The organism is Devosia sp. LjRoot16 (genome assembly GCF_964252795.1).
In the GTDB taxonomy this organism is placed as follows: Bacteria; Pseudomonadota; Alphaproteobacteria; order Rhizobiales; family Devosiaceae; genus Devosia_A.
Window position 1 is genome coordinate 48251 of sequence record NZ_CAXUPH020000003.1, and the last position, 18539, is coordinate 66789.

Here is an 18539-nt window from a genome sequence, read left to right on the forward strand (position 1 = left end):
AGGGCCACGAGCGCAGGATTTGGGGCGTCTGCACTCGCGGGAGAGCGTGGGCTACTGCGCCGACACCGCCTTGGCGGCGTCCATGATCAGCTTCGCGGTGTCCTCGGCATGGGCAATGAACGCCAGGTGCCCGCCGCTGACCGTCACCACGGTTGCCTTGGCGCGGCCGGCCATCTGCTTTTGCGCCTCGGGCGGGATCACGTGATCGGCATCGGCCAACTGGTACCAGGACGGCTTGTCCTTCCAGGCGGCAACGGTGAGCGGCGTGCTGGCGCCCTGCAGCGAGATCGGCACCTGCGAGTCACGCAGGAATTCGGCGTCGGCCTGCGGCAGCGCATCGGCGAAACCGGGAACATACGCAGCCTCGTTGAAGAACACGAAGCCATCCTCGCCGATATCGAACGGCGGCGGATGGTTCGGATCCTGCGGGATCAGGCCGAACGGCGATTCCCCGACATCCGGCACGAAAGCCTCGACATAGACGAGACCCGCCACCTTCTCGTGGTCACCCGCCTCGGTGATCACCGCGCCGCCATACGAGTGGCCGACGAGAATGACCGGGCCATCCATGCGGTCCAGCACCCGATCGGTGGCAGCGACGTCTGCCTCGATCGAGGTCAGCGGGTTCTGCACCATGCGGACGTTATAGCCCTCCTTCTTCAGGATCTCGTAGATCGGCCGCCAGCCCGAGCCATCGGCCCAGGCGCCATGGACCATCACGACATTCTTGATCTCGGCGGCGAGTGCCTGCGGCATGGCCGCGAGCAGCATCGGCAGCGCTGTCGCGAGGCTGAGCGCGATCATCTTTGTTGAAAGCATTGGATCTCTCCTTGGTGAGACCGAGTTCTGTCTCGGTGGTCCAAAGCTGATCCGGCGCCGGTCATGCTGCCAGTTAATCGCTGTGAAGTATCGTAACGGCGCGCCGAGCGATTCATGCTTCTTAGCAACTCTTCACACGCCGCGGGTTGGCCGACTCGCTAGGGTCTCTGCTGGGGCATGCTGCCGTCAGCCGCGACAGCATTGTCTCCGCAACCGATCCGGAGGCAGCGCCGATGACGATTTCAGCGGCCGACACGCACACCGAAATGGCCATGCAGTGGTGCGCCACCTTCACCGAGGCGGACTATCCGCGCTGCCGACAAATCGCCTACGACATGGTCGAGCAGGCGACGCGCGAGCGGCTCGACGAACCGATCTTCGCCTACAAATCGATCGCCCAGTCGCTGCACTTTCTCGGCGAACATGCCGAGGCGAAACGGGTGGCGGAACGCGTCCGACGCGAGGCCAAGGGGTTCATCCCCTGCACCTCTGTGCACCCCTACGTTTCGATGGGCATCGTCCTCGCCCGCATCGCGTGTCTCACCGGCGACGGCCAGGAGGCGGTCGAGATCGCTGCCGACACCCTGGCGCGATCACGCCGCGACAACCTCATCGCCAACTGTCACGCCATTGCGCTGGCCTGTGCCCCCATCGCCATCTGGACCGATGACGAACAGGCCGCCCGCTCCTATGCGTTCGAGCTGATGGAGGAAGCTGGCGGCGACGGGCTCAACTACTGGCGCAACTGGGGCCGCCGCCTGCTCCGCGCCATCGATCTCCGCTTCAATCCCCACGAGGTCAACGAGGAGCCGCTCGAGGTCGACAGCCTCGATGCGATCGAAGCCGACCACCTGGCAACGGTGGACGGCCGCGCCATTTCCGAACTGGCGCTGCGGCGTGTCGCCGAAGGCACCGTCGGCTGGACCAAACCCGAGGTGCTGCGCACCCAGGCAAGCACGGCCATCTGGTTCGACCCAGCGGCCGCCCGGCGCCTTCTTGCAGAGGCCCGCGCTACCGCCCTCGAGCAAGGCGCAATCGCCTGGGTGAAGCGCATCGACGAGACGGCGGCGCAGCACGGCGGCCGTTTCCCGCCCCCGCACCACCCTACCCTCGGCCCCTGACCCGATGAATGGCCCGCCAAATGAACTGAAGCTGCGCTCGCCGGATGCCGCCGGGGCGTCCGAAGACCAGTTACTGCATTTTGGTGGCTTCAGCGTCGACGCCTCCCGCCACCTGCTGTTCGAGGACGACAAGCCGGTGCGTCTGGGCAGCCGCGCCATGGCCATTCTTCTGGCACTGCTGGAGCGACCCGGCGCCCTCGTAACCAAGGAGGAGCTGGTCCGGGTGGCGTGGCCCGAGACCTTCGTCGAGGAGGTGAACCTGCGCGTGCACCTCGCCGCCATTCGACGTGCGCTGCGCGATTCCTCCACCAGGCCGGTTTACATCGCCAACGTTTCGGGCCGCGGCTATCGCTTTATCGCGCCGGTCGGCGGCAGAACGCCGGTTGCTCGCGCTGCCGACGGCCCACCCGCAACACTGCCAGGTAGCCTGGTCCAGTTGATCGGCCGTGACGAGGCGCTGCGCGCCGTTGCCGACATGGTCACGGCGCGCCGGCTGGTGAGCGTCGTGGGCCCGGGCGGCATCGGCAAGAGTTCGCTCGCTGCCGTGGCGGCGCAGCGGCTGGCCGGTCGCTTCGCCGACGGGGGCGCCTATGTCGACCTCTCCACGCTGACCGGCGGTCGCAGGGTCGAGCCGGAGTTGCTGCGGGCGCTCGCAGCGGGCAGCGGGGACCGGCCGGTGGATGTTCACAAACTGCTGCTGATCGACAGTTGTGACGCGCTGATCGAGGACGCCGCCGTCGCGATCGAAGCCGTGCTGCGCCTGCTGCCGCGCCTCCACGTCCTCGCCACCAGCAGCGAGCCGCTGCGAGCTGCCGGAGAGCACGTCTATCGCCTGGCGCCGCTCGACCTGCCGGAACGCGACGATATCGGGCTGGACGAGGCCATGACCCACGCCGCGGTGCGCATGCTGATCGAGCGCGTCCAGGCCGGCAACGAAACCCTGCGCGGCAGCGACCGCGACGTCCGGCACCTCGTGGCCATCAGCCGCAAACTCGACGGCTTGCCGCTCGCCATCGATATGGCCGCCGCTCGTATCCAGGTGTTCGGGCTGCAGGAAGTGCGCACCCAACTCGAGCGCGGTATCGAGTTTCTGTCCGATGGCCGCCGCACCGTTGCGCCGCGCCACCGTTCGATGCGCGGGCTCTATGAGCTCAACCATGGCACGCTTTCCGGCGACGAACGCATCGTGTTGCGGCGGCTGTCGATCTTCGCCGGCGCGTTCGACCTGGCTGATGCCTCTGCCGTGACCACCGACGGCGACCTCGATGATCGCCGCCTCATCGCCGCGCTGGGAGGCCTCGTGGCAAAGTCGCAGGTGCTCACCGCTCGGGGTGGACATGCAGTGCGATACCGTCTCTCCCGCCCCTTGCGCGCCTACGCCGCCGAACGGCTCGCCGCGTCGGAGGATTTGCCTCGGACGGCACGGCGTCATGCCGACCTCGCCCTGTCGCATGTCATCAATGCCCTCGAGGCCTGGCAGAAGCTGTCACGGGCCGAGTGGCTGGAACGGCATGGCGACCTGGTCGAGGAGGTCCGCGAGGCACTCGACCGGTGCCTTTCGCCGCATGGCGACCTAGACGCTGGCGCCCTCCTCGCGGCCCATGCGAGCCCCCTGCTGCTGCGGGGTGGCCACTATGATGAGATGCGGAGCCGCGCCGTGACAGCTCTACGGGCCGGAGCGCTTCTGCCAGCCAACCTGCGGTTCCGGCTGCATCTGCAACTGGCGACGCTGACGGAAGATCGCGCCGGTCCGCTGCGCATCGAAGGCCGGCACTTGCTCGAGGCGGCCCGCCTTGGCCGCACCATGGCCGCCGCATGGGCCGATGCAGAACTTCTGCTGGTCCGCTCGGCCCTGGCGCTGCGCACCGGTCACCTCCGGCACGCCGCCGGGCTGTCGCAGGCGGCTCTTGCCTATGCCCGCGCTGCCGGACGTCGCGATCTGGCGCAAACCGCGGACCGGTTGCAGGCGGAGGCGCTCCACTATGCCGGCGACCATGCCGCCTCGGCCCGCCTCGCCAACGCCATGATCGGTGGACCCGACTGGCAATTGCCGGCGCCGCTCGCCATTCTGACCTCCCCGCCGAGGGGGGCCCTGCGCGTCGTGGAGGCGCGCCGGCTGTGGCTGCTGGGCAAGCCCGACCAATCCCGCCACCTGCTGTTCGAGGCGCTGAACTTCGCCGCCGAGCAAGGTCCCTGGGCCCTCTGCGAAGCGATTGGCCTCGGCGCCTGCCCTTTGCTGCTGTGGTACGGCGAGGATGACCGAGCCGTTGGCTGCATCACGCAACTGGGGCGCGCGGCCGAGCATGCCGGGCTGCCGCTCTGGACCTCATGGGCCGATCTCTACCGCAAGGTGATGATCCACATCGCCGTCCGCGAAGGCCGTCGCAGCGAAAGCGCCATCCTGTTGCAGCCGGCGAGCTTCCTGCAGGCCGAGACCTGGGTGACGCTCACCGGCTCGCTGCGCGGGCTGAAGCTCTCCCCCGAACGCAGCAGCGGCTGGTGCCGACCCGAGATCCTGCGGGCCTTCGCCCTCGCGAGGGTCGCTGACGGCGATATCGAGGCCGGCACGCGGCTGCTGCAGGAGGCCATCGATCTCGCTCGAACCCAGGGAGCGCTCGCCTGGGAACTGAGGGCCGCCATGAGCCTCGCACGCCTGTGGTCGAGGGACCGGCGGACTGCCGCCTACGAGCTCCTTGCGGGCACTCTCCACGCCTTCACCGAAGGCAAGGCTACCTCGGATCTCCTCGCCGCCACGGCCCTCCTCCGCCGCCTCGCCAATGGGTGAGAGCAGCGGCGTTCCTAGGCCCGACACCTGCTCATTCCGCTCGCTGCGCCCCCAATCGTAACGCAATATTCACCGCTCGATTGCAGAACATAACTGGAACACGTATAACACGTTCAGTCTTTGTTCCGATTCTGCTCACGGAGCCGCCCATGCTTACGCGCAAGCAACACGAACTGCTGATGTTCATCCACGAGCGGATGAAAGAGTCCGGCATCCCACCCTCGTTCGACGAGATGAAGGACGCGCTCGACCTGAGAAGCAAGTCCGGCATCCATCGATTGATCACCGCGCTGGAAGAGCGTGGCTTCATCCGGCGTTTGCCCAATCGGGCCCGCGCGCTCGAGGTGATCAAGCTGCCGGATTCGATGAACCCCTCGCTCGGTGGTCGCAAGGCCCGCTTCGAGCCCTCGGTCATCGAGGGTAACCTCGGCAAGGTGTCGGCGCCTCCGGCCCGCCCCTCGGCACCGGTGGTCAATGCCGACTCCTATCGGGCGGTGACGATCCCGGTAATGGGCCGCATCGCGGCAGGCACGCCGATCGAAGCGATCCAGACCCACAGCCACTCCATCATGGTGCCGCCTGAAATGCTGGGGCCTGGTGAGCACTATGCACTGGAAGTCCGCGGCGACTCGATGATCGACGCCGGCATCTTCGATGGCGACACCGTGCTGATCAAGAAGCAGGACGCCGCTTCGACTGGCGAGATCGTGGTCGCCCTAGTCGATGACGAGGAAGCGACGCTGAAGCGGCTTCGCCGCCGCGGCAACTCCGTTGCGCTCGAAGCGGCCAACCCGGCCTACGAGACCCGCATCTTCCCGCCTGACCGGGTGAAGGTGCAGGGCCGGCTGGTGGGCCTGCTGCGCAAATACTGACGTATTGACCCCACCGCCAATCGGGTCCCTGGGCCGGCAGCCTTGCCGGCCCTTTTTCTTATGAAACCGAACCTCCCCGCCGATATTTGCACTAGGGCCGGGCCGGCAAAGACGTTACGGTCCGCGCCGCCAAGGGAGGCTTCGGGCATCCTCGGGCAGCGCCGCCATGCAAATGGCCGTCGCGATCGTACCAGGAGAGTGGACAACCTTCCCGATCGCGCTTTAGCGGCATGGCGGTGCGCAGCAAACGTGCAGCGCCAGGGAGAAGGTTTTGGCAGCAGAGGTCGAATGGGTCGCCGTTGATTGGGGCACTTCCAATCTGCGCGCATGGGGCATCGACGCCGCCGGCGAGATCGCCTTCGCGCGCTCGTCGCCGGATGGCATGGGTCGCCTCAGCCGCGAACAATACCCCGATGTGCTGACCTCGCTGCTCAGCGGTGTCGCCGAGGATGTCGAAGACGTGCTGATCTGCGGCATGGCCGGTGCCCGCCAGGGCTGGATCGAGGCCCCCTATCTCGACGCGCCGGCCGAGCTTGGTCGCCTCGTTCAAGGCGCGGTGGCGCCCGACATGCCCGGTCCGCTCAACCCCCGCATTCTTCCCGGCGTCTGCCTGCGTGATGTCGGCGCCGAGGACGTGATGCGCGGCGAGGAAACCCAGTTGCTGGGCCTGTCATCGTTGCTCCCGGGCTTCTCCGGTCTGGCGGTGATGCCCGGCACCCACAGCAAATGGGCGCTGCTTTCTGGCACCAGGCTCGAGCGCTTCTCGAGCGCCATGACCGGCGAGATTTTCGAACTGCTGCGCACCCACTCGGTACTGCGTCACTCGCTGGGTGGCGAACTCGAAGGCGAAGATCGGGAGCGCGGCTTCGAAGCCGGCCTCGATCAGGGGCTGGAACGTCCCGAACGGCTGACTGCGACGCTGTTCAAGGTTCGCGCCGGCTCGCTCCTCTCAGGACGCAGCGCACCATGGTGCGCCGGGTTCCTCTCGGGTCTGCTCATCGGCGCTGAAATCGGCGGCCAGCGCGATTGGATCGGCGAAGCCGAGATCCCCTTGGTCGGCAGCGTCGGCCTTTGCGGGCTCTACCAGATGGCCTTCGCCCGGCTGGGCGCCAGCACCCGCATTATCGATGCAACCGACGCCACCCTCGCCGGCCTCAAGGCTGCAAGACAGGCATAGACCATGACCCACCGACACATCATCGCGATCCTTCGCGGCATCACCCCTCATGAAACCCTCGAAGTCTGCGACGCCCTGGTGCTCGCCGGCATCACCATGATCGAGGTGCCGCTGAACTCGCCGGAGGCGCTGCGCTCCATCGAGGATGCCGCCAAGGTGTTCGAGGGCCGGGCGCTGATCGGCGCCGGCACCGTGCTGAGCCGCGCCGACGTCGATGCCGTTGCTGATGCCGGGGGGCAGTTCGTCGTCTCGCCAGATACCAACCCGGCGGTGATCGGCGCCACCATCGAGCGTGGCATGACCTCGTATCCGGGCGTCTTCTCGCCCACCGACGCCTTCAACGCCATCCGCTCGGGCGCCACGGGCCTCAAGTTCTTTCCGGCCGAAGTGCTGGGCCCCAAGGGCATCAAGGCGATGAAGGCCGTACTGCCACCCGACATTCCGCTTTACGCCGTCGGGGGCGCCAATCCCGATAATTTCACCGAGTACTTCGCCGCCGGCTGCGCCGGCTTCGGTCTCGGCACCTACATTTTCAAGCCCGGCATGTCCGCCGCGGATGTGGCATTGCGCGCCACCGCGGCCGTCGCTGCCTATGACCAGGGAAAACCGCGATGAACACCAAGGCCGAGCTCTTTGTCGATAGCCGCTGCGAGCTGGGCGAAGGCCCGTTCTGGCACCCGCTGCTCGAGCGCCTGTTCTGGTTCGATATCCTCAACCAGACCATGCTGAGCGCCGGAACCGATGGCCACATCGTCGACCGCATCACCTTCAAGGACACCGTCAGCGCCGGCGCGGTGATCGACAAGCAGAGCCTTGCAATCGCCCAGTCGGGCGCCCTGCTCCGCTACGACTTCTTGACCGACACGACCTCGGTGATCGCCGAGATCGACGGCGATGTTCCGACCAACCGCACCAATGACAGCCGCGTCGACCGCACCGGTGGTTTCTGGATCGGCACCATGGGCCGCAAAGCCGAAGCGGGAGTCGGCGGCGTCTACCAGTACCGGGCCGGGCAGACCACCAAGGTGATCGAGAACATCCGCATCCCCAACTCGATCTGCTTTTCGCCCGACGGCCGCACCGCCTACTTCACGGACGCCGGCAAGATGATCGTCAAATGCGCCACCGACCCGGAGACCGGCCTGCCGGTCGGGCCGTGGGAAGACTTCTTCACCATGGACGGCCCTGGCGGCGCCGATGGCTCGGTGGTCGACTCCGAGGGCTGTCTGTGGAATGCCCGCTGGGGCGGCGGCAAGGTCATCCGCATCTCGCCCGACGGCAAGCTCGACAAGGTGGTCGAGGTGCCCGGCGTCAGCCAGGTGAGCTGCCCGGCCTTTGGCGGCAACGACCTCAAGACCCTCTACATCACCACGGCGCGCGAACACATGACGCCCGCAGAGATCGAACGCGAGCCGCATGCGGGCAGCGTCTTCGCCGTGGCGCTCGACGTGCCCGGTATCGCCGAACCCTTCCTCAAGCTCTGAGTTTCACGTGTCTTTTCCCGCTGTCGGCGTCTGCTACTACCCCGAACACTGGCCCGTCGAATGGTGGGAGGATGACGCGCGCCGCATGGCGGAAATCGGCATCCAGTATGTCCGCATCGGCGAGTTCGCCTGGTCGCGGCTCGAGCCCAGGCCGAACGAGATGGACTTCGGCTGGCTGGTGGCTGCCATGGATGTGCTCGGCAAGCATGGCCTGAAGGTCATCGTCGGCACGCCCACGGCCACGCCGCCGCGCTGGCTGCTCGACAAGATGCCCGACATGCTGGCGGTCGACCGTGATGGCCGGCCGCGCGGCTTTGGTTCGCGGCGACACTACGACTTCTCGCATCTGGGCTATCGGCGTGAGTGCGCCCGCATTACCCGGCTGCTGATCGACCAGGTCGGCCAGCACCAGGCGCTCGCCGGCTGGCAGACCGACAACGAGTATGGCTGCCACGACACCGTGCACTCCTACTCCAAAGCCGCCGCGCTTGGTTTCCGGCTCTGGCTGAAAGACAAGTACAAGTCCATCGATGCGCTGAACGCCGCCTGGGGCAACGTGTTCTGGTCGATGGAGTACAACAACTTCGAGCAAATCGACCCGCCGAACCTGACGGTGACCGAGGCCGCGCCGGCAGCCTGTCTCGATTTCCGCCGCTACTCCTCCGCGCAGGTCGCTGCGTTCAACAAGACGCAGTACGACCTGATGAAAGCCGCACGTCCCGATCTGCCGGTGATCCACAACTTCATGGGCCGCTTCACCGAGTTCGATCACTACGAAGTGGCCGAGACGCTCGATGTGGCGAGCTGGGACTCCTACCCGATCGGCCATCTCGCGGTTTCCAATGAATCCGACGAGGTGAAAGCCGCGTATTTCCGCCAGGGCGAGCCGGACGCGCAGGGCCTGCAGCACGACATCTACCGTGCCGTCGGCCATGGCCGCTGGTGGATCATGGAGCAGCAACCCGGTCCGGTGAACTGGGCCGAGTACAACCCCGATCCCCTGCCCGGCATGGCTCGCCTGTGGGCCTGGGAAGCCTTCGCGCACGGCGCTGAGGTGGTGTCGTACTTCCGCTGGCGGCAGGCGCCATTCGCGCAGGAGCAGATGCATGCCGGCCTCTTGCGTCCCGATAGCCAGCCGGCCCCGGCCTACCACGAGGCCAAGCAAGTCGCAGAGGAACTCAAGCGGCTCGGCATCGATGGGGTGGCCAACAAGGGTCGCGTCGCCATCGTCTACGATTACCAGAGCGAATGGGCATGGCGGATCCAGCCGCAGGCCAAGGGGTTCTCGCACCACCAGCATGTCCGCAACGTCTATGTGCCGCTGCGCAAGCGTGGCGTCGACGTCGATATCCTGCCGCCTTCGACCACCGATTTCTCTGGTTATGACCTGGTGGTGATCCCGGCGCTGTTCGCCTGGAACGACCAGCTCCGCACCGCCATCGAGAATTTTGACGGCCACCTGCTGATCGGCCCGCGCTCCGGCTCGAAGACCGAGAACTTCTCTATCCCCACCGGCCTTGGTCCGGACCTGCCGCAGAACCTCCTCGACGCAAAGGTGGCGCGCGTCGACAGCACCGATCCGCGCCGGACTGTTTCGGTCAAGGGTGGCGGCGCCGTCGGCCATTGGCGGGAGCGGCTCGACACCCGGGCTGAGATCGTCATCGAGGACGAAGAGGATTTCCCGGTGCTGGTGGCACAGGGAAAGCTCAATTACCTGGCAGCCAGCGGTGATCGCGCCCTGATGCAGCGGATCGTCGATCACCTGCTCACCGAAGCGGATGTTCCGACGCTCAACCTCCCCGCCGGCGTGCGCTGCCGCACCAGAGGTAAATGGCGCGTTTACTTTAACTACGGCGACACTGTGGCAAACCTGACTGCGGCGCCCGACGAGAAGGGCTATGTGCTGGGCGGCGCCCAGATCGAAGCGGCCGGGGTCACGGTAGCGTTGCTCGCCACGGCCGGCTGAGTTGCGGAATAGCGGGGCGGATTTCGAAACCGCCCCGCGCTTCATCCCAGCGCAGCCACTGCACCCCGCCGCGGGCCAGCGCAGCTGCGTCGATCACCGTATCGGCCGCGCAGTTGGCTGGGACGGCCCGGCGGGCGATCAGCAGATCGGCCATGCCGCAATCCTCGTAGAAGCCGGCCGGGTCCCGCACGATCGTCACGGTGAAGCCCCGGCTGCTGGCGCCAAAGCAGCCGATACTGTCGCAGCTGAGCAGCGCGCCGGGTTCAATGACCTCGCCATAGGTCTCGCGCCACACTCCGACGGCAAAGCTGTCGGCTTTACCCGCCACAAGCTGCAGGCCCGCGTCGCCCCGCAAAGCCACCGCCTGCGTGGTGTCGGCGATAAGGACATCAGGCGGACGATCAACGGCGAACAGCAGAACAGCCGGCACCAGCAGCACGGGCGCGATCAGCCGGTGCCAGGTCGAGAGGAACGTGAACCAGGCAAGCGTTGCGAGCCCCATCAGCAGGGCAACGGGCGCCAGCAATGGACTGGCATCGAGGCCCGAACTCCAGCTGGCCACCAGCCCGCCAAGATCGAGCATCCGGTCGATCGACCACCCCATCACGGCAAGGAAAGGAGCCTCCCAACCGAACGGCATGGCAAGCGTTGCCAACACCGCGAAGGGCATCATCACGAAGCCGACCAGCGGCAGCGTGAACAGGTTGCCCAGCACGCCGAGCGGCGAGGTCTGCTGGAAGTGGTAGACGGAGAACAGCAGCGTCGCAGCCCCGGCGATCAGGCTGGTCAGCACGATGCCCCACAGATATCCGCCGGTGCGCGCCAGTAGGGATTTCTCTCGTCCCTCCGGCGGCCGCATCAGCTCCCACGCGCCGATCAGTGCCACGACTGCCGCGAACGACAGCTGGAAGCTCGGCCGGAACACGCTGGCGGGATCAGTGGCGATGACGATCAGCGCCGCGATGGCGACATTGCGCATAGTGAGCGCGCGCCGACCGAACACGATAGCGCCGAGCACCAGCACCAGCATGATCGTCGAGCGCAGCGCCGCAACATTGCCACCCGAAATGGCGAAATAGGCGAGCGCTGCGACCACGGCGCCCGCCGCAGCAACGCGCTTGACCGAAACGAACCGGTGGATGCCGCTCACCAGCGCCAGGCCGCCTCGCAGCGTCACCAGCACCAGTCCCGCGACGATCGTCAGGTGCAGCCCGGAAACCGACAGCACATGCGCCAGCCCGGCCGCGGCCATGGTCTCGCGCGCCTCGTCGGGCACCGCGCTCTGGTCGCCGGTGATCAGGGCGCGCGCGATGCCGGCGGTCGGCTGCCTGAGGTCGACGTCGATGCGCGCGGCGATGCCGCGGCGGATGCCGTCGATCACCCGTTCCGGCGCCGAGTTGCTGCCGGTCGATACCCGCTCGACCGGTCCGGTGGCGTTGCCATAGGCGCCGACCCCATCGAAGAAGGCGTGGAACTGGCTATCGAAGCCATTCGGAACCACCGGACCGGGCACCGCGTAGAACCGCACCGGCGCGCGAATGATGTCGCCCGGAGCCAGCGATGGTCCATCGGCAATGACGATCCGGGCACGCCGCATCGGCACGGTCCGCGACGTTCCCTGCGGGGTGATCGCCGAGACGATGACCCGTGTCCCGCTCTCGAGCTCCGACACAATCTCGTCGACGCGCATCTCATAGGTGCCGTAGGCCGGCCGGGCCAGCATTGTCGTGCCGAACAAGGCCGCGTGGATGGAGAGCAGCGAGATGCCAACCCAGAACGCACCGGCGAGGGTCAGGGCGCGAAAGACAACCGTGTGGCCGCGAGAGAAAAGCAGCCCGATGGCGATCGCAGAAGCGATGAGCCCAAGTACCCAGGGCTCGGGCTCAGTCGGCGCCACCAGCGAAACCATGAGGCCGGCGATGATGGCATAAGGCCAGAGCAGAAACAGCCGTCGGTGTTCGAGGGCCGTTGCAACGCTGGTGCGGAAGCCTTGCCAGAGTGTCACACGAGGCCGCAGCCTGGCCGGCAGCGGCGACGGCAACGCCGGTTCGGCCCGCGCCGGAACCAGCCGCTCAGCCACCGCCTTTCCGACAGTCACGGTCATTCGCCGAGCCCCCGCTCCGCCCGATCGCGGCAGTAATGCTAACCGGGTGGTGCCGCCATGCCAACTGCCGCGCTTGCGCTTCGGCCCCGGGGTGCTTACACACCGCCAAACGCCAATTCTCCGGGATGTTTCACCGACCCATGGCTACCCCAGTCGTCACCCGCTTTGCTCCCTCGCCCACCGGCTATCTCCATATCGGCGGGGCCCGCACTGCCCTGTTCAACTGGGCCTTTGCGCGCCACACCGGCGGCAAGATGCTGCTGCGCATCGAGGATACCGATCGCGAACGTTCGACCGAGGGCGCCGTCAAGGCGATCTTCGAGGGGCTGAGATGGCTGGGGCTGGATTGGGATGGCGAGCCATTCATGCAGTTCTCCCGGGCCGCCCGGCACGCCGAGATCGCCAACGAACTGCTGGCGCGTGGCCAGGCCTACTATTGCTACTGCTCGCCCGAGGAGTTGGCCGAGATGCGCGAGACCGCGCGGGCCAACGGCCTGCCGCCGCGCTACAACGGCTACTGGCGCGATCGCGATCCGGCGGAAGCCCCGGCTGGCGTTGCGCCTGTCATCCGCATCAAGGCGCCGCAGTCCGGCGAGATCCGCGTGCAGGATCATGTGCAGGGCGAGGTGGTGTTCAAGGCCGAGAACCTTGACGATTTCATCATCCTGCGCTCCGACGGCACTCCGACCTACATGCTGGCCGTCGTGGTCGACGACCACGACATGGGCGTCACCCACATCATCCGCGGCGACGATCACCTGACCAATGCCGCCCGCCAGATCGTCATCTACAACGGCATGGGCTGGTCGGTGCCGGAGATGTCGCACATCCCGCTGATCCACGGCCCGGATGGCGCGAAGCTCTCCAAGCGCCACGGCGCGCTCGGCGTCGAAGCCTACCGGCAGCTGGGCTATCTGCCTGAGGCACTGCGCAACTATCTCGCCCGCCTCGGCTGGAGCCACGGTGACGAAGAGCTGTTTTCGACCGCGCAGATGGTCGAGTGGTTCACCCTCGAGGCCCTCAACAAGGGCGCCGCGCGCTTCGACTTCGTCAAGCTCGAGAACATCAACGGCCATTACATCCGCCAGGCGACGCCCGAGCGGCTCTATGAGGTGATGCTGGAAACGGCGACCGAGCTGAACCGGGTGTTCGACATGGATGGCCTTGCGGCCAACAGTGAGACGGTGCTCGCCGCCCTGCCCGAGCTGCAGCCACGCGCCAAGACGGTGCTCGAGCTGATTGACCTGGCGCAGTTCATTTACGCCGTCCGCCCGCTCACCATCGATGCCTCGGCGGCCGACCAGCTGACCCCCGACGCCCGAGCCAATGTCGGGGCCTTTGCCGATATCCTGAAGGGGCTCAACGACTGGTCGGTCGAAGCCATCGACGCGGCCGCCCGCGCCTTTGCCGAAGCCCGTGGGCTGAAGCTCGGCAAGGTGGCGCAGCCGCTGCGCGCCGCGCTCACCGGACGCACGGTTTCGCCAGGCATTTTCGAGGTCATGGTACTGATCGGGCGCGACGAAACGCTGGCCCGGCTCGGTGATCAGGCCGGCTGATGCATATTGGGAAAAGTGATTAGGTCAGCGGTGTTCACCCACCTGTTGCAGTGCTGGGGTATATGAGCTACGCCAGCCGAACCTGCCTCTAAACGACCATACGGCCTGCCCGCTCCCACCTTCCGCGGGCCATTGAAGGCCATCAAGGAGTGCGAAGATGAGCGATACCGTCGCCAAACTCACCATCGGGGATCAGACTTTCGAGTTCCCGGTGCTTTCGGGCTCGGTTGGGCCGGATGTCATCGATATCCGCTCACTCTACGCCAAGACCGGCATGTTCACTTATGACCCGGGCTTCACCTCTACCGCTGCGACCGACAGCGCCATCACCTACATCGACGGCGACAAGGGCGAACTGATGTATCGGGGCTACCCGATCGAGCAGCTGGCCGAAAAGTCGAACTACCTCGAGGTCTGCTACCTGCTGCTCTACGGCGAGTTGCCCAACAAGGCGCAGATGGCCGATTTCGAGCAGCGCGTCACGCGTCACACCATGGTGCACGAGCAGATGCACTATTTCTATCGTGGCTTCCGTCGCGATGCGCACCCGATGGCCATCGTCTGTGGCGTGGTCGGCGCCATGGCCGCCTTCTACCACGACTCGATCGACATCAATGATCCCGAGCAGCGCGAGATCGCTTCGATCCGCATGATCGCCAAGATCCCGACGATCGTCGCCATGGCCTACAAGTACTCGGTCGGCCAGCCCTTCGTGTACCCGCGCAACGACCTCGATTACGCTTCGAATTTCCTCCGCATGTGCTTCTCGGTTCCGGCCGAGGATTTTGTGGTGAACCCGGTCGTGGCGCGTGCCATGGACCTGATCTTCACGCTGCACGCCGACCACGAGCAGAACGCCTCGACCTCGACCGTGCGGCTTGCCGGCTCGTCAGACGCCAACCCGTTCGCCTGTATCGCGGCGGGCGTGGCCTGCCTCTGGGGCCCCGCACACGGCGGCGCCAACGAAGCGGCGCTCAACATGCTCAAGCAGATCGGCACCGTGGATCGCATCCCGGAGTTCATCGCCAAGGCCAAGGACAAGAACTCGGGCTTCCGGCTGATGGGTTTTGGCCACCGCGTCTACAAGAACTACGATCCGCGCGCCAAGGTGATGCAGCAGGCCGCCAACGAGGTTCTGGCCCAGCTCGGCGCCGACAACCTGTCGCCGACCCTGCAGGTGGCCAAGGAACTCGAGAAGATCGCGCTCTCCGACCAGTACTTCATCGATCGCAAGCTCTACCCGAACGTCGACTTCTATTCGGGCATCATCCTCGATGCGATCGGCTTCCCGACCTCGATGTTCACCGCCATCTTCGCGCTCAGCCGCACCGTCGGCTGGATCGCGCAGTGGAAGGAAATGATCGCCGACCCGCAGAAGAAGATCGGCCGCCCGCGCCAGCTCTACAACGGCGCACCGGTTCGCGATTACGAGCCGATCAGCAGCCGTTGATTGGCACAAGCCAACACCCGCTCGGCGGGATCGACAAGGGGCGCCTCGGGCGCCCCTTTCTGCATCAGGGCGCGAAGCTCATGGAAGGCGGCGACCTGCGCCGCGATCGCGTCTGGATCGTCCAGCAGCGCGCCGAGCGGCGCCAGTGAGCGCCCTGCCCTGGGATCAACGAACTGCAGTTCCGGCACTACCTCGCGCCCGAGGACGATGTTAGGCAGCGCGATCTGTACCGGGCGGCCAATCTTCGCGGCGCGCTTGGCCTGCTGCGGATCGGCGACATAGGTGACGACCATGGGCACGCCCGACATGGCGAGCTCGAAAGTGATGGTGCCGCTGACCGCAAAGGCGGCATAGGCGACTGCAAAGGCGGCGCCACGGCCTTCGCCGGCAACCACCTCGACCGGTACCGGCCACGTCGCGACTTCGGCCCTGAGGCGGCCGGTCAGCGACGACAGGGTCGGCATGATGAAGCCGCTAACCCGCGGGTGCGCCTGCAGCAATGTCGCCGCTTCGCGCATCAGCGGCAGGTGCCGGCGCAGCTCACCCTCGCGGCTTCCGGGCAAGAGCAGCAGCGGACCACGCTCCGGTTGTGCCGGCCGTATCGGGAAGCGTGCGAGCGCAGGATGACCAACATAGCTGGTGGGCGGCCCGCCCAGTTCCGCCATCACCTTGGGTTCGAACGGCAGCACCGCCAGCACCTCGTCGAACAGCGGCTTGAGCTCGGCGGCGCGTTCCGGTCGCCAGGCCCAGACGCTGGGGGCGACATAGAGCAGCATCGGCACACGCACCCCGGCGCGGCGCACACGTTTCGCAACCGCCTGCACGAACACCTGCGAGTCGATGAGGACGACCACATCCGGACGCTGTTTGATGATGGCACTGGCCGTCTGCCGCACCCGCCACAGCAGCAGCGGCAATCGACGCAGCACGTCGCTCCAGCCCATAACGGAGAGGTTCTCCATGGGAAAGAGGCTCACCAGCCCCTCGGCCTCGAGCTCCGTTCCGCCAATGCCGTTGAGAGAGAGCTCTGTCCGCCGGCGAAGCCGTTGGACCAGGTCCGCGCCAATGCGATCGCCCGAGGCTTCTCCGGCGAGGACAAACAGGCGCAGCGGCTCAGCCATCGATGCTGAGGCCGATGACCGCGATGCCGTGCCGCTCGGCCGCTGCGACAAGGCTTGGCCGGTCGAGCACCAGTGCCCTGCCCGCTTCGACGGCAATTACCTCGATCCCGGCTGTGGCCGCATTGGCGATGGTGTCGGGGCCGATCGCCGGCAGATCGACATAGAGCGGCTGCTGCGGCTTGGCAGCCTTGGCGAGGACGAGCGGCCCGGTGCCATTGCCAATCCGGCCGGCGGCGCGGTGCGCTGCCACCCGCACCAGCAGCTCGTCAGTCCCGCCGACGTCCTCCGCGGCGACGACGCGCCGGCCCGCGACCACCACGGCTTGTCCAAGGTCGAGCCGGCCGACCTCCCGTGCTGCGGCCAGACCCTGACGCGCCGCGGCCAGCTCGGCGTCCGTTGGCAACCGACCGGCGATCTGGCCTGCGTCCGCCAGAATATCAGCCGCCACCTCATGCACGCCGATCACCTTGGCGCCGGAGAACTTCTCGATGGACGCCGTGACCGACGACAGAGCGGCGTCACCCTGAGCCGCACCAGGCGCGCCGCCGGCGAAGCCGGCCAACGCTTCGCGATCGCGGTCCGAAATCATCAGCGCGCCGGCGAGCACCACGTGAGTCGCCTTGAAGGCGACGATCGCCGCGATGGCGGCGGCCGGGTTGGTCAGGCTGCCAGCCGCGAGCGGCACCCCCGGGCGTTCCGGCTGCGGTGCAAAGCCGACCACCTGCACGACATCGCCGGCCGCCAGCGCGGCCTCGACGACGTGGGAGACAAGGGCTCCCGATCCGGCAAGGACGGAGAGCCGGCGAGGCATCATTCCTCGCCCGGCACGTTGATCGGCAGGTTGCCCGGCAGCGTCAGCGGGCGCTCGGCCGCGGCGACGAACTTCACCACGTCCTGCACCAGCTCTTCGTCGGGGAACATGGCGGACGCATCGTCGACCCGCTCGCGCAGCGTACCTTCGCTGGAAAAGATCATCCGATAGGCCGTGCGCAGCCGATGGATCGCCTCGCGGTCGAAACCACGACGTTTCAGGCCGACGATATTGACGCCGGACAGTGCCGCCGGATTGCCCAGCACGGTGCCGTAGGGGATCACGTCCTTTTCGACCTTGGTCATGCCGCCGATGAAGGCATGCGCGCCGATATGGACGAACTGTGCCGAGCCCGAGTGACCGCTCATGATGACGTAATCGTCGATCACGCAGTGACCGGCGATGCCGGTGTTGTTGGACAGCACGATGTGATCACCGAGGATGCAGTCGTGCCCGATATGCACGCCGATCATCAGCAGGCAGTGGTTGCCGATAACCGTCTTCATCCCGCCGCCGGCCGTACCCGGGTTGATGGTGACGTGCTCGCGGATGACGCAGTCGGTGCCGATCGACAGCGTCGATGGTTCGCCCGCATACTTGAGATCCTGGGGGCGGTGTCCGACCGACGCGAACGGAAACACCACCGTGCGGGCGCCCACACTGGTGCGGCCGGTGACCACGGCATGCGAGATCAGCTCGACGCCGTCCTCCAGCGTCACGTCGCTACCGACCACACAGAACGGCCCCACCTTGACGCCGGTGCCGATCCTGGCACCTGGCTCAACGATCGCAGAAGGGTGGATGGTCATTGCTCGCTGGGGCTCACCATGGCGCCGACCTCGGCCTCGGCAATGACGACACCGTCGACGATCGCCTTGGCCTCGAACCAGCCCATGGTCATCCGCCGGCGCAGCTTCCTGATATGATACTCGATCTGATCGCCCGGCCTCGCGGGCTTGCGGAATTTGCACTTGTCGATCGTCAGCAGGTAGACGATGTGCTTCATCCCGCCGGCCGCGCCCGCCGCGATTGCCATGGCGCCCGCCGTCTGCGCCATGCCCTCGATGATCAGCACACCGGGGAACACCGGCTCGCCGGGGAAGTGGCCCTGGAAGATCGGCTCGTTGAACGTGACGTTCTTGATGCCGATACCCGAATTGTCGCCGTCGACCTCGATGATTCGGTCGATCAGCAGGAACGGGTAGCGATGGGGCAGAACCTGAAGGATCCGACCGATGTCCATCGAGGAGAGTTCTCTCGTCTCACTCGCTGG

The 18539-nt window shown here is 66.6% G+C and carries 15 protein-coding genes; 9 read left to right on the top strand and 6 right to left on the bottom strand.

From position 1 onward, the window contains the following. Positions 1 to 51 precede the first annotated feature (51 nt). Positions 52 to 819, bottom strand: a complete 768-nt coding sequence (locus ACSQ23_RS14630) for an alpha/beta hydrolase (RefSeq protein ID WP_197421260.1) — start codon at positions 817 to 819, stop codon at positions 52 to 54. A 233-nt stretch (positions 820 to 1052) separates the two neighbouring features. Here ACSQ23_RS14630 and ACSQ23_RS14635 point away from each other — a divergent pair, with 233 nt between their 5' ends. The 7 genes from ACSQ23_RS14635 (at position 1053) to ACSQ23_RS14665 (ending at position 10224) form a co-directional block, all read left to right on the top strand. After that, positions 1053 to 1940 (top strand): hypothetical protein, encoded by an 888-nt coding sequence (locus ACSQ23_RS14635; protein ID WP_055996588.1) that lies wholly within the window; start codon positions 1053 to 1055, stop codon positions 1938 to 1940. A gap of 4 nt (positions 1941 to 1944) precedes the next feature. Continuing rightward, positions 1945 to 4725 carry an ATP-binding protein gene (locus ACSQ23_RS14640; protein WP_055996591.1) on the top strand — a complete coding sequence of 927 codons (2781 nt, stop codon included), beginning with the start codon at positions 1945 to 1947 and terminating at the stop codon, positions 4723 to 4725. A 149-nt stretch (positions 4726 to 4874) separates the two neighbouring features. Then, on the top strand, positions 4875 to 5597 hold the full coding sequence (gene lexA / locus ACSQ23_RS14645; protein ID WP_055881535.1) for a transcriptional repressor LexA: 723 nt from the start codon (positions 4875 to 4877) through the stop codon (positions 5595 to 5597). A 271-nt stretch (positions 5598 to 5868) separates the two neighbouring features. Continuing rightward, positions 5869 to 6774, top strand: coding sequence for a 2-dehydro-3-deoxygalactonokinase (locus tag ACSQ23_RS14650; protein WP_055996594.1), 906 nt, complete (start codon positions 5869 to 5871; stop codon positions 6772 to 6774). Between the two features lie 3 nt (positions 6775 to 6777). After that, positions 6778 to 7389 (top strand): 2-dehydro-3-deoxy-6-phosphogalactonate aldolase, encoded by a 612-nt coding sequence (locus ACSQ23_RS14655; RefSeq protein ID WP_055996597.1) that lies wholly within the window; start codon positions 6778 to 6780, stop codon positions 7387 to 7389. Further along, the gene (locus tag ACSQ23_RS14660; RefSeq protein ID WP_055996600.1) at positions 7386 to 8258 is read left to right on the top strand and encodes an SMP-30/gluconolactonase/LRE family protein; all 873 of its coding nucleotides are present in this window, start codon (positions 7386 to 7388) and stop codon (positions 8256 to 8258) included. The genes ACSQ23_RS14655 and ACSQ23_RS14660 overlap by 4 nt, the downstream gene beginning before the upstream one ends. A gap of 7 nt (positions 8259 to 8265) precedes the next feature. Beyond that, positions 8266 to 10224: a beta-galactosidase gene (locus ACSQ23_RS14665; protein WP_436091058.1), complete on the top strand. Its 1959-nt coding sequence runs from the start codon at positions 8266 to 8268 to the stop codon at positions 10222 to 10224. On the opposite strand, the gene ACSQ23_RS14670 is transcribed toward ACSQ23_RS14665, so the two are convergent. Beyond that, a complete protein-coding gene (locus tag ACSQ23_RS14670) occupies positions 10193 to 12328 on the bottom strand; it encodes a ComEC/Rec2 family competence protein (RefSeq protein ID WP_055996606.1) in 2136 nt (711 codons plus the stop codon). The two genes, ACSQ23_RS14665 and ACSQ23_RS14670, sit on opposite strands and share 32 nt — an antisense overlap. 140 nt (positions 12329 to 12468) lie before the next feature. Between ACSQ23_RS14670 and gltX the strand changes: the two genes are divergently transcribed. Further along, the gene (gene gltX, locus ACSQ23_RS14675) at positions 12469 to 13884 is read left to right on the top strand and encodes a glutamate--tRNA ligase (RefSeq protein WP_055996609.1); all 1416 of its coding nucleotides are present in this window, start codon (positions 12469 to 12471) and stop codon (positions 13882 to 13884) included. 157 nt (positions 13885 to 14041) lie between these two features. Further along, on the top strand, positions 14042 to 15334 hold the full coding sequence (locus ACSQ23_RS14680) for a citrate synthase (RefSeq protein ID WP_055881552.1): 1293 nt from the start codon (positions 14042 to 14044) through the stop codon (positions 15332 to 15334). Here ACSQ23_RS14680 and ACSQ23_RS14685 read toward each other — a convergent pair. The 4 genes from ACSQ23_RS14685 to fabZ are packed head-to-tail and all read right to left on the bottom strand — an operon-like array spanning position 15310 to position 18509. Then, positions 15310 to 16455, bottom strand: coding sequence for a lipid-A-disaccharide synthase (locus ACSQ23_RS14685; RefSeq protein WP_055996612.1), 1146 nt, complete (start codon positions 16453 to 16455; stop codon positions 15310 to 15312). The genes ACSQ23_RS14680 and ACSQ23_RS14685 overlap by 25 nt on opposite strands. Next, on the bottom strand, positions 16448 to 17266 hold the full coding sequence (gene lpxI / locus ACSQ23_RS14690; RefSeq protein ID WP_055996615.1) for a UDP-2,3-diacylglucosamine diphosphatase LpxI domain-containing protein: 819 nt from the start codon (positions 17264 to 17266) through the stop codon (positions 16448 to 16450). Before lpxI ends, ACSQ23_RS14685 begins: the two co-directional genes overlap by 8 nt. After that, entirely contained in the window at positions 17266 to 18075 is an 810-nt protein-coding gene (lpxA, locus tag ACSQ23_RS14695; protein ID WP_055996620.1) for an acyl-ACP--UDP-N-acetylglucosamine O-acyltransferase, read from the bottom strand. Before lpxA ends, lpxI begins: the two co-directional genes overlap by 1 nt. Further along, positions 18072 to 18509: a 3-hydroxyacyl-ACP dehydratase FabZ gene (fabZ, locus tag ACSQ23_RS14700; RefSeq protein ID WP_055881562.1), complete on the bottom strand. Its 438-nt coding sequence runs from the start codon at positions 18507 to 18509 to the stop codon at positions 18072 to 18074. Before fabZ ends, lpxA begins: the two co-directional genes overlap by 4 nt. Between the last annotated feature and the right edge of the window lie 30 nt (positions 18510 to 18539).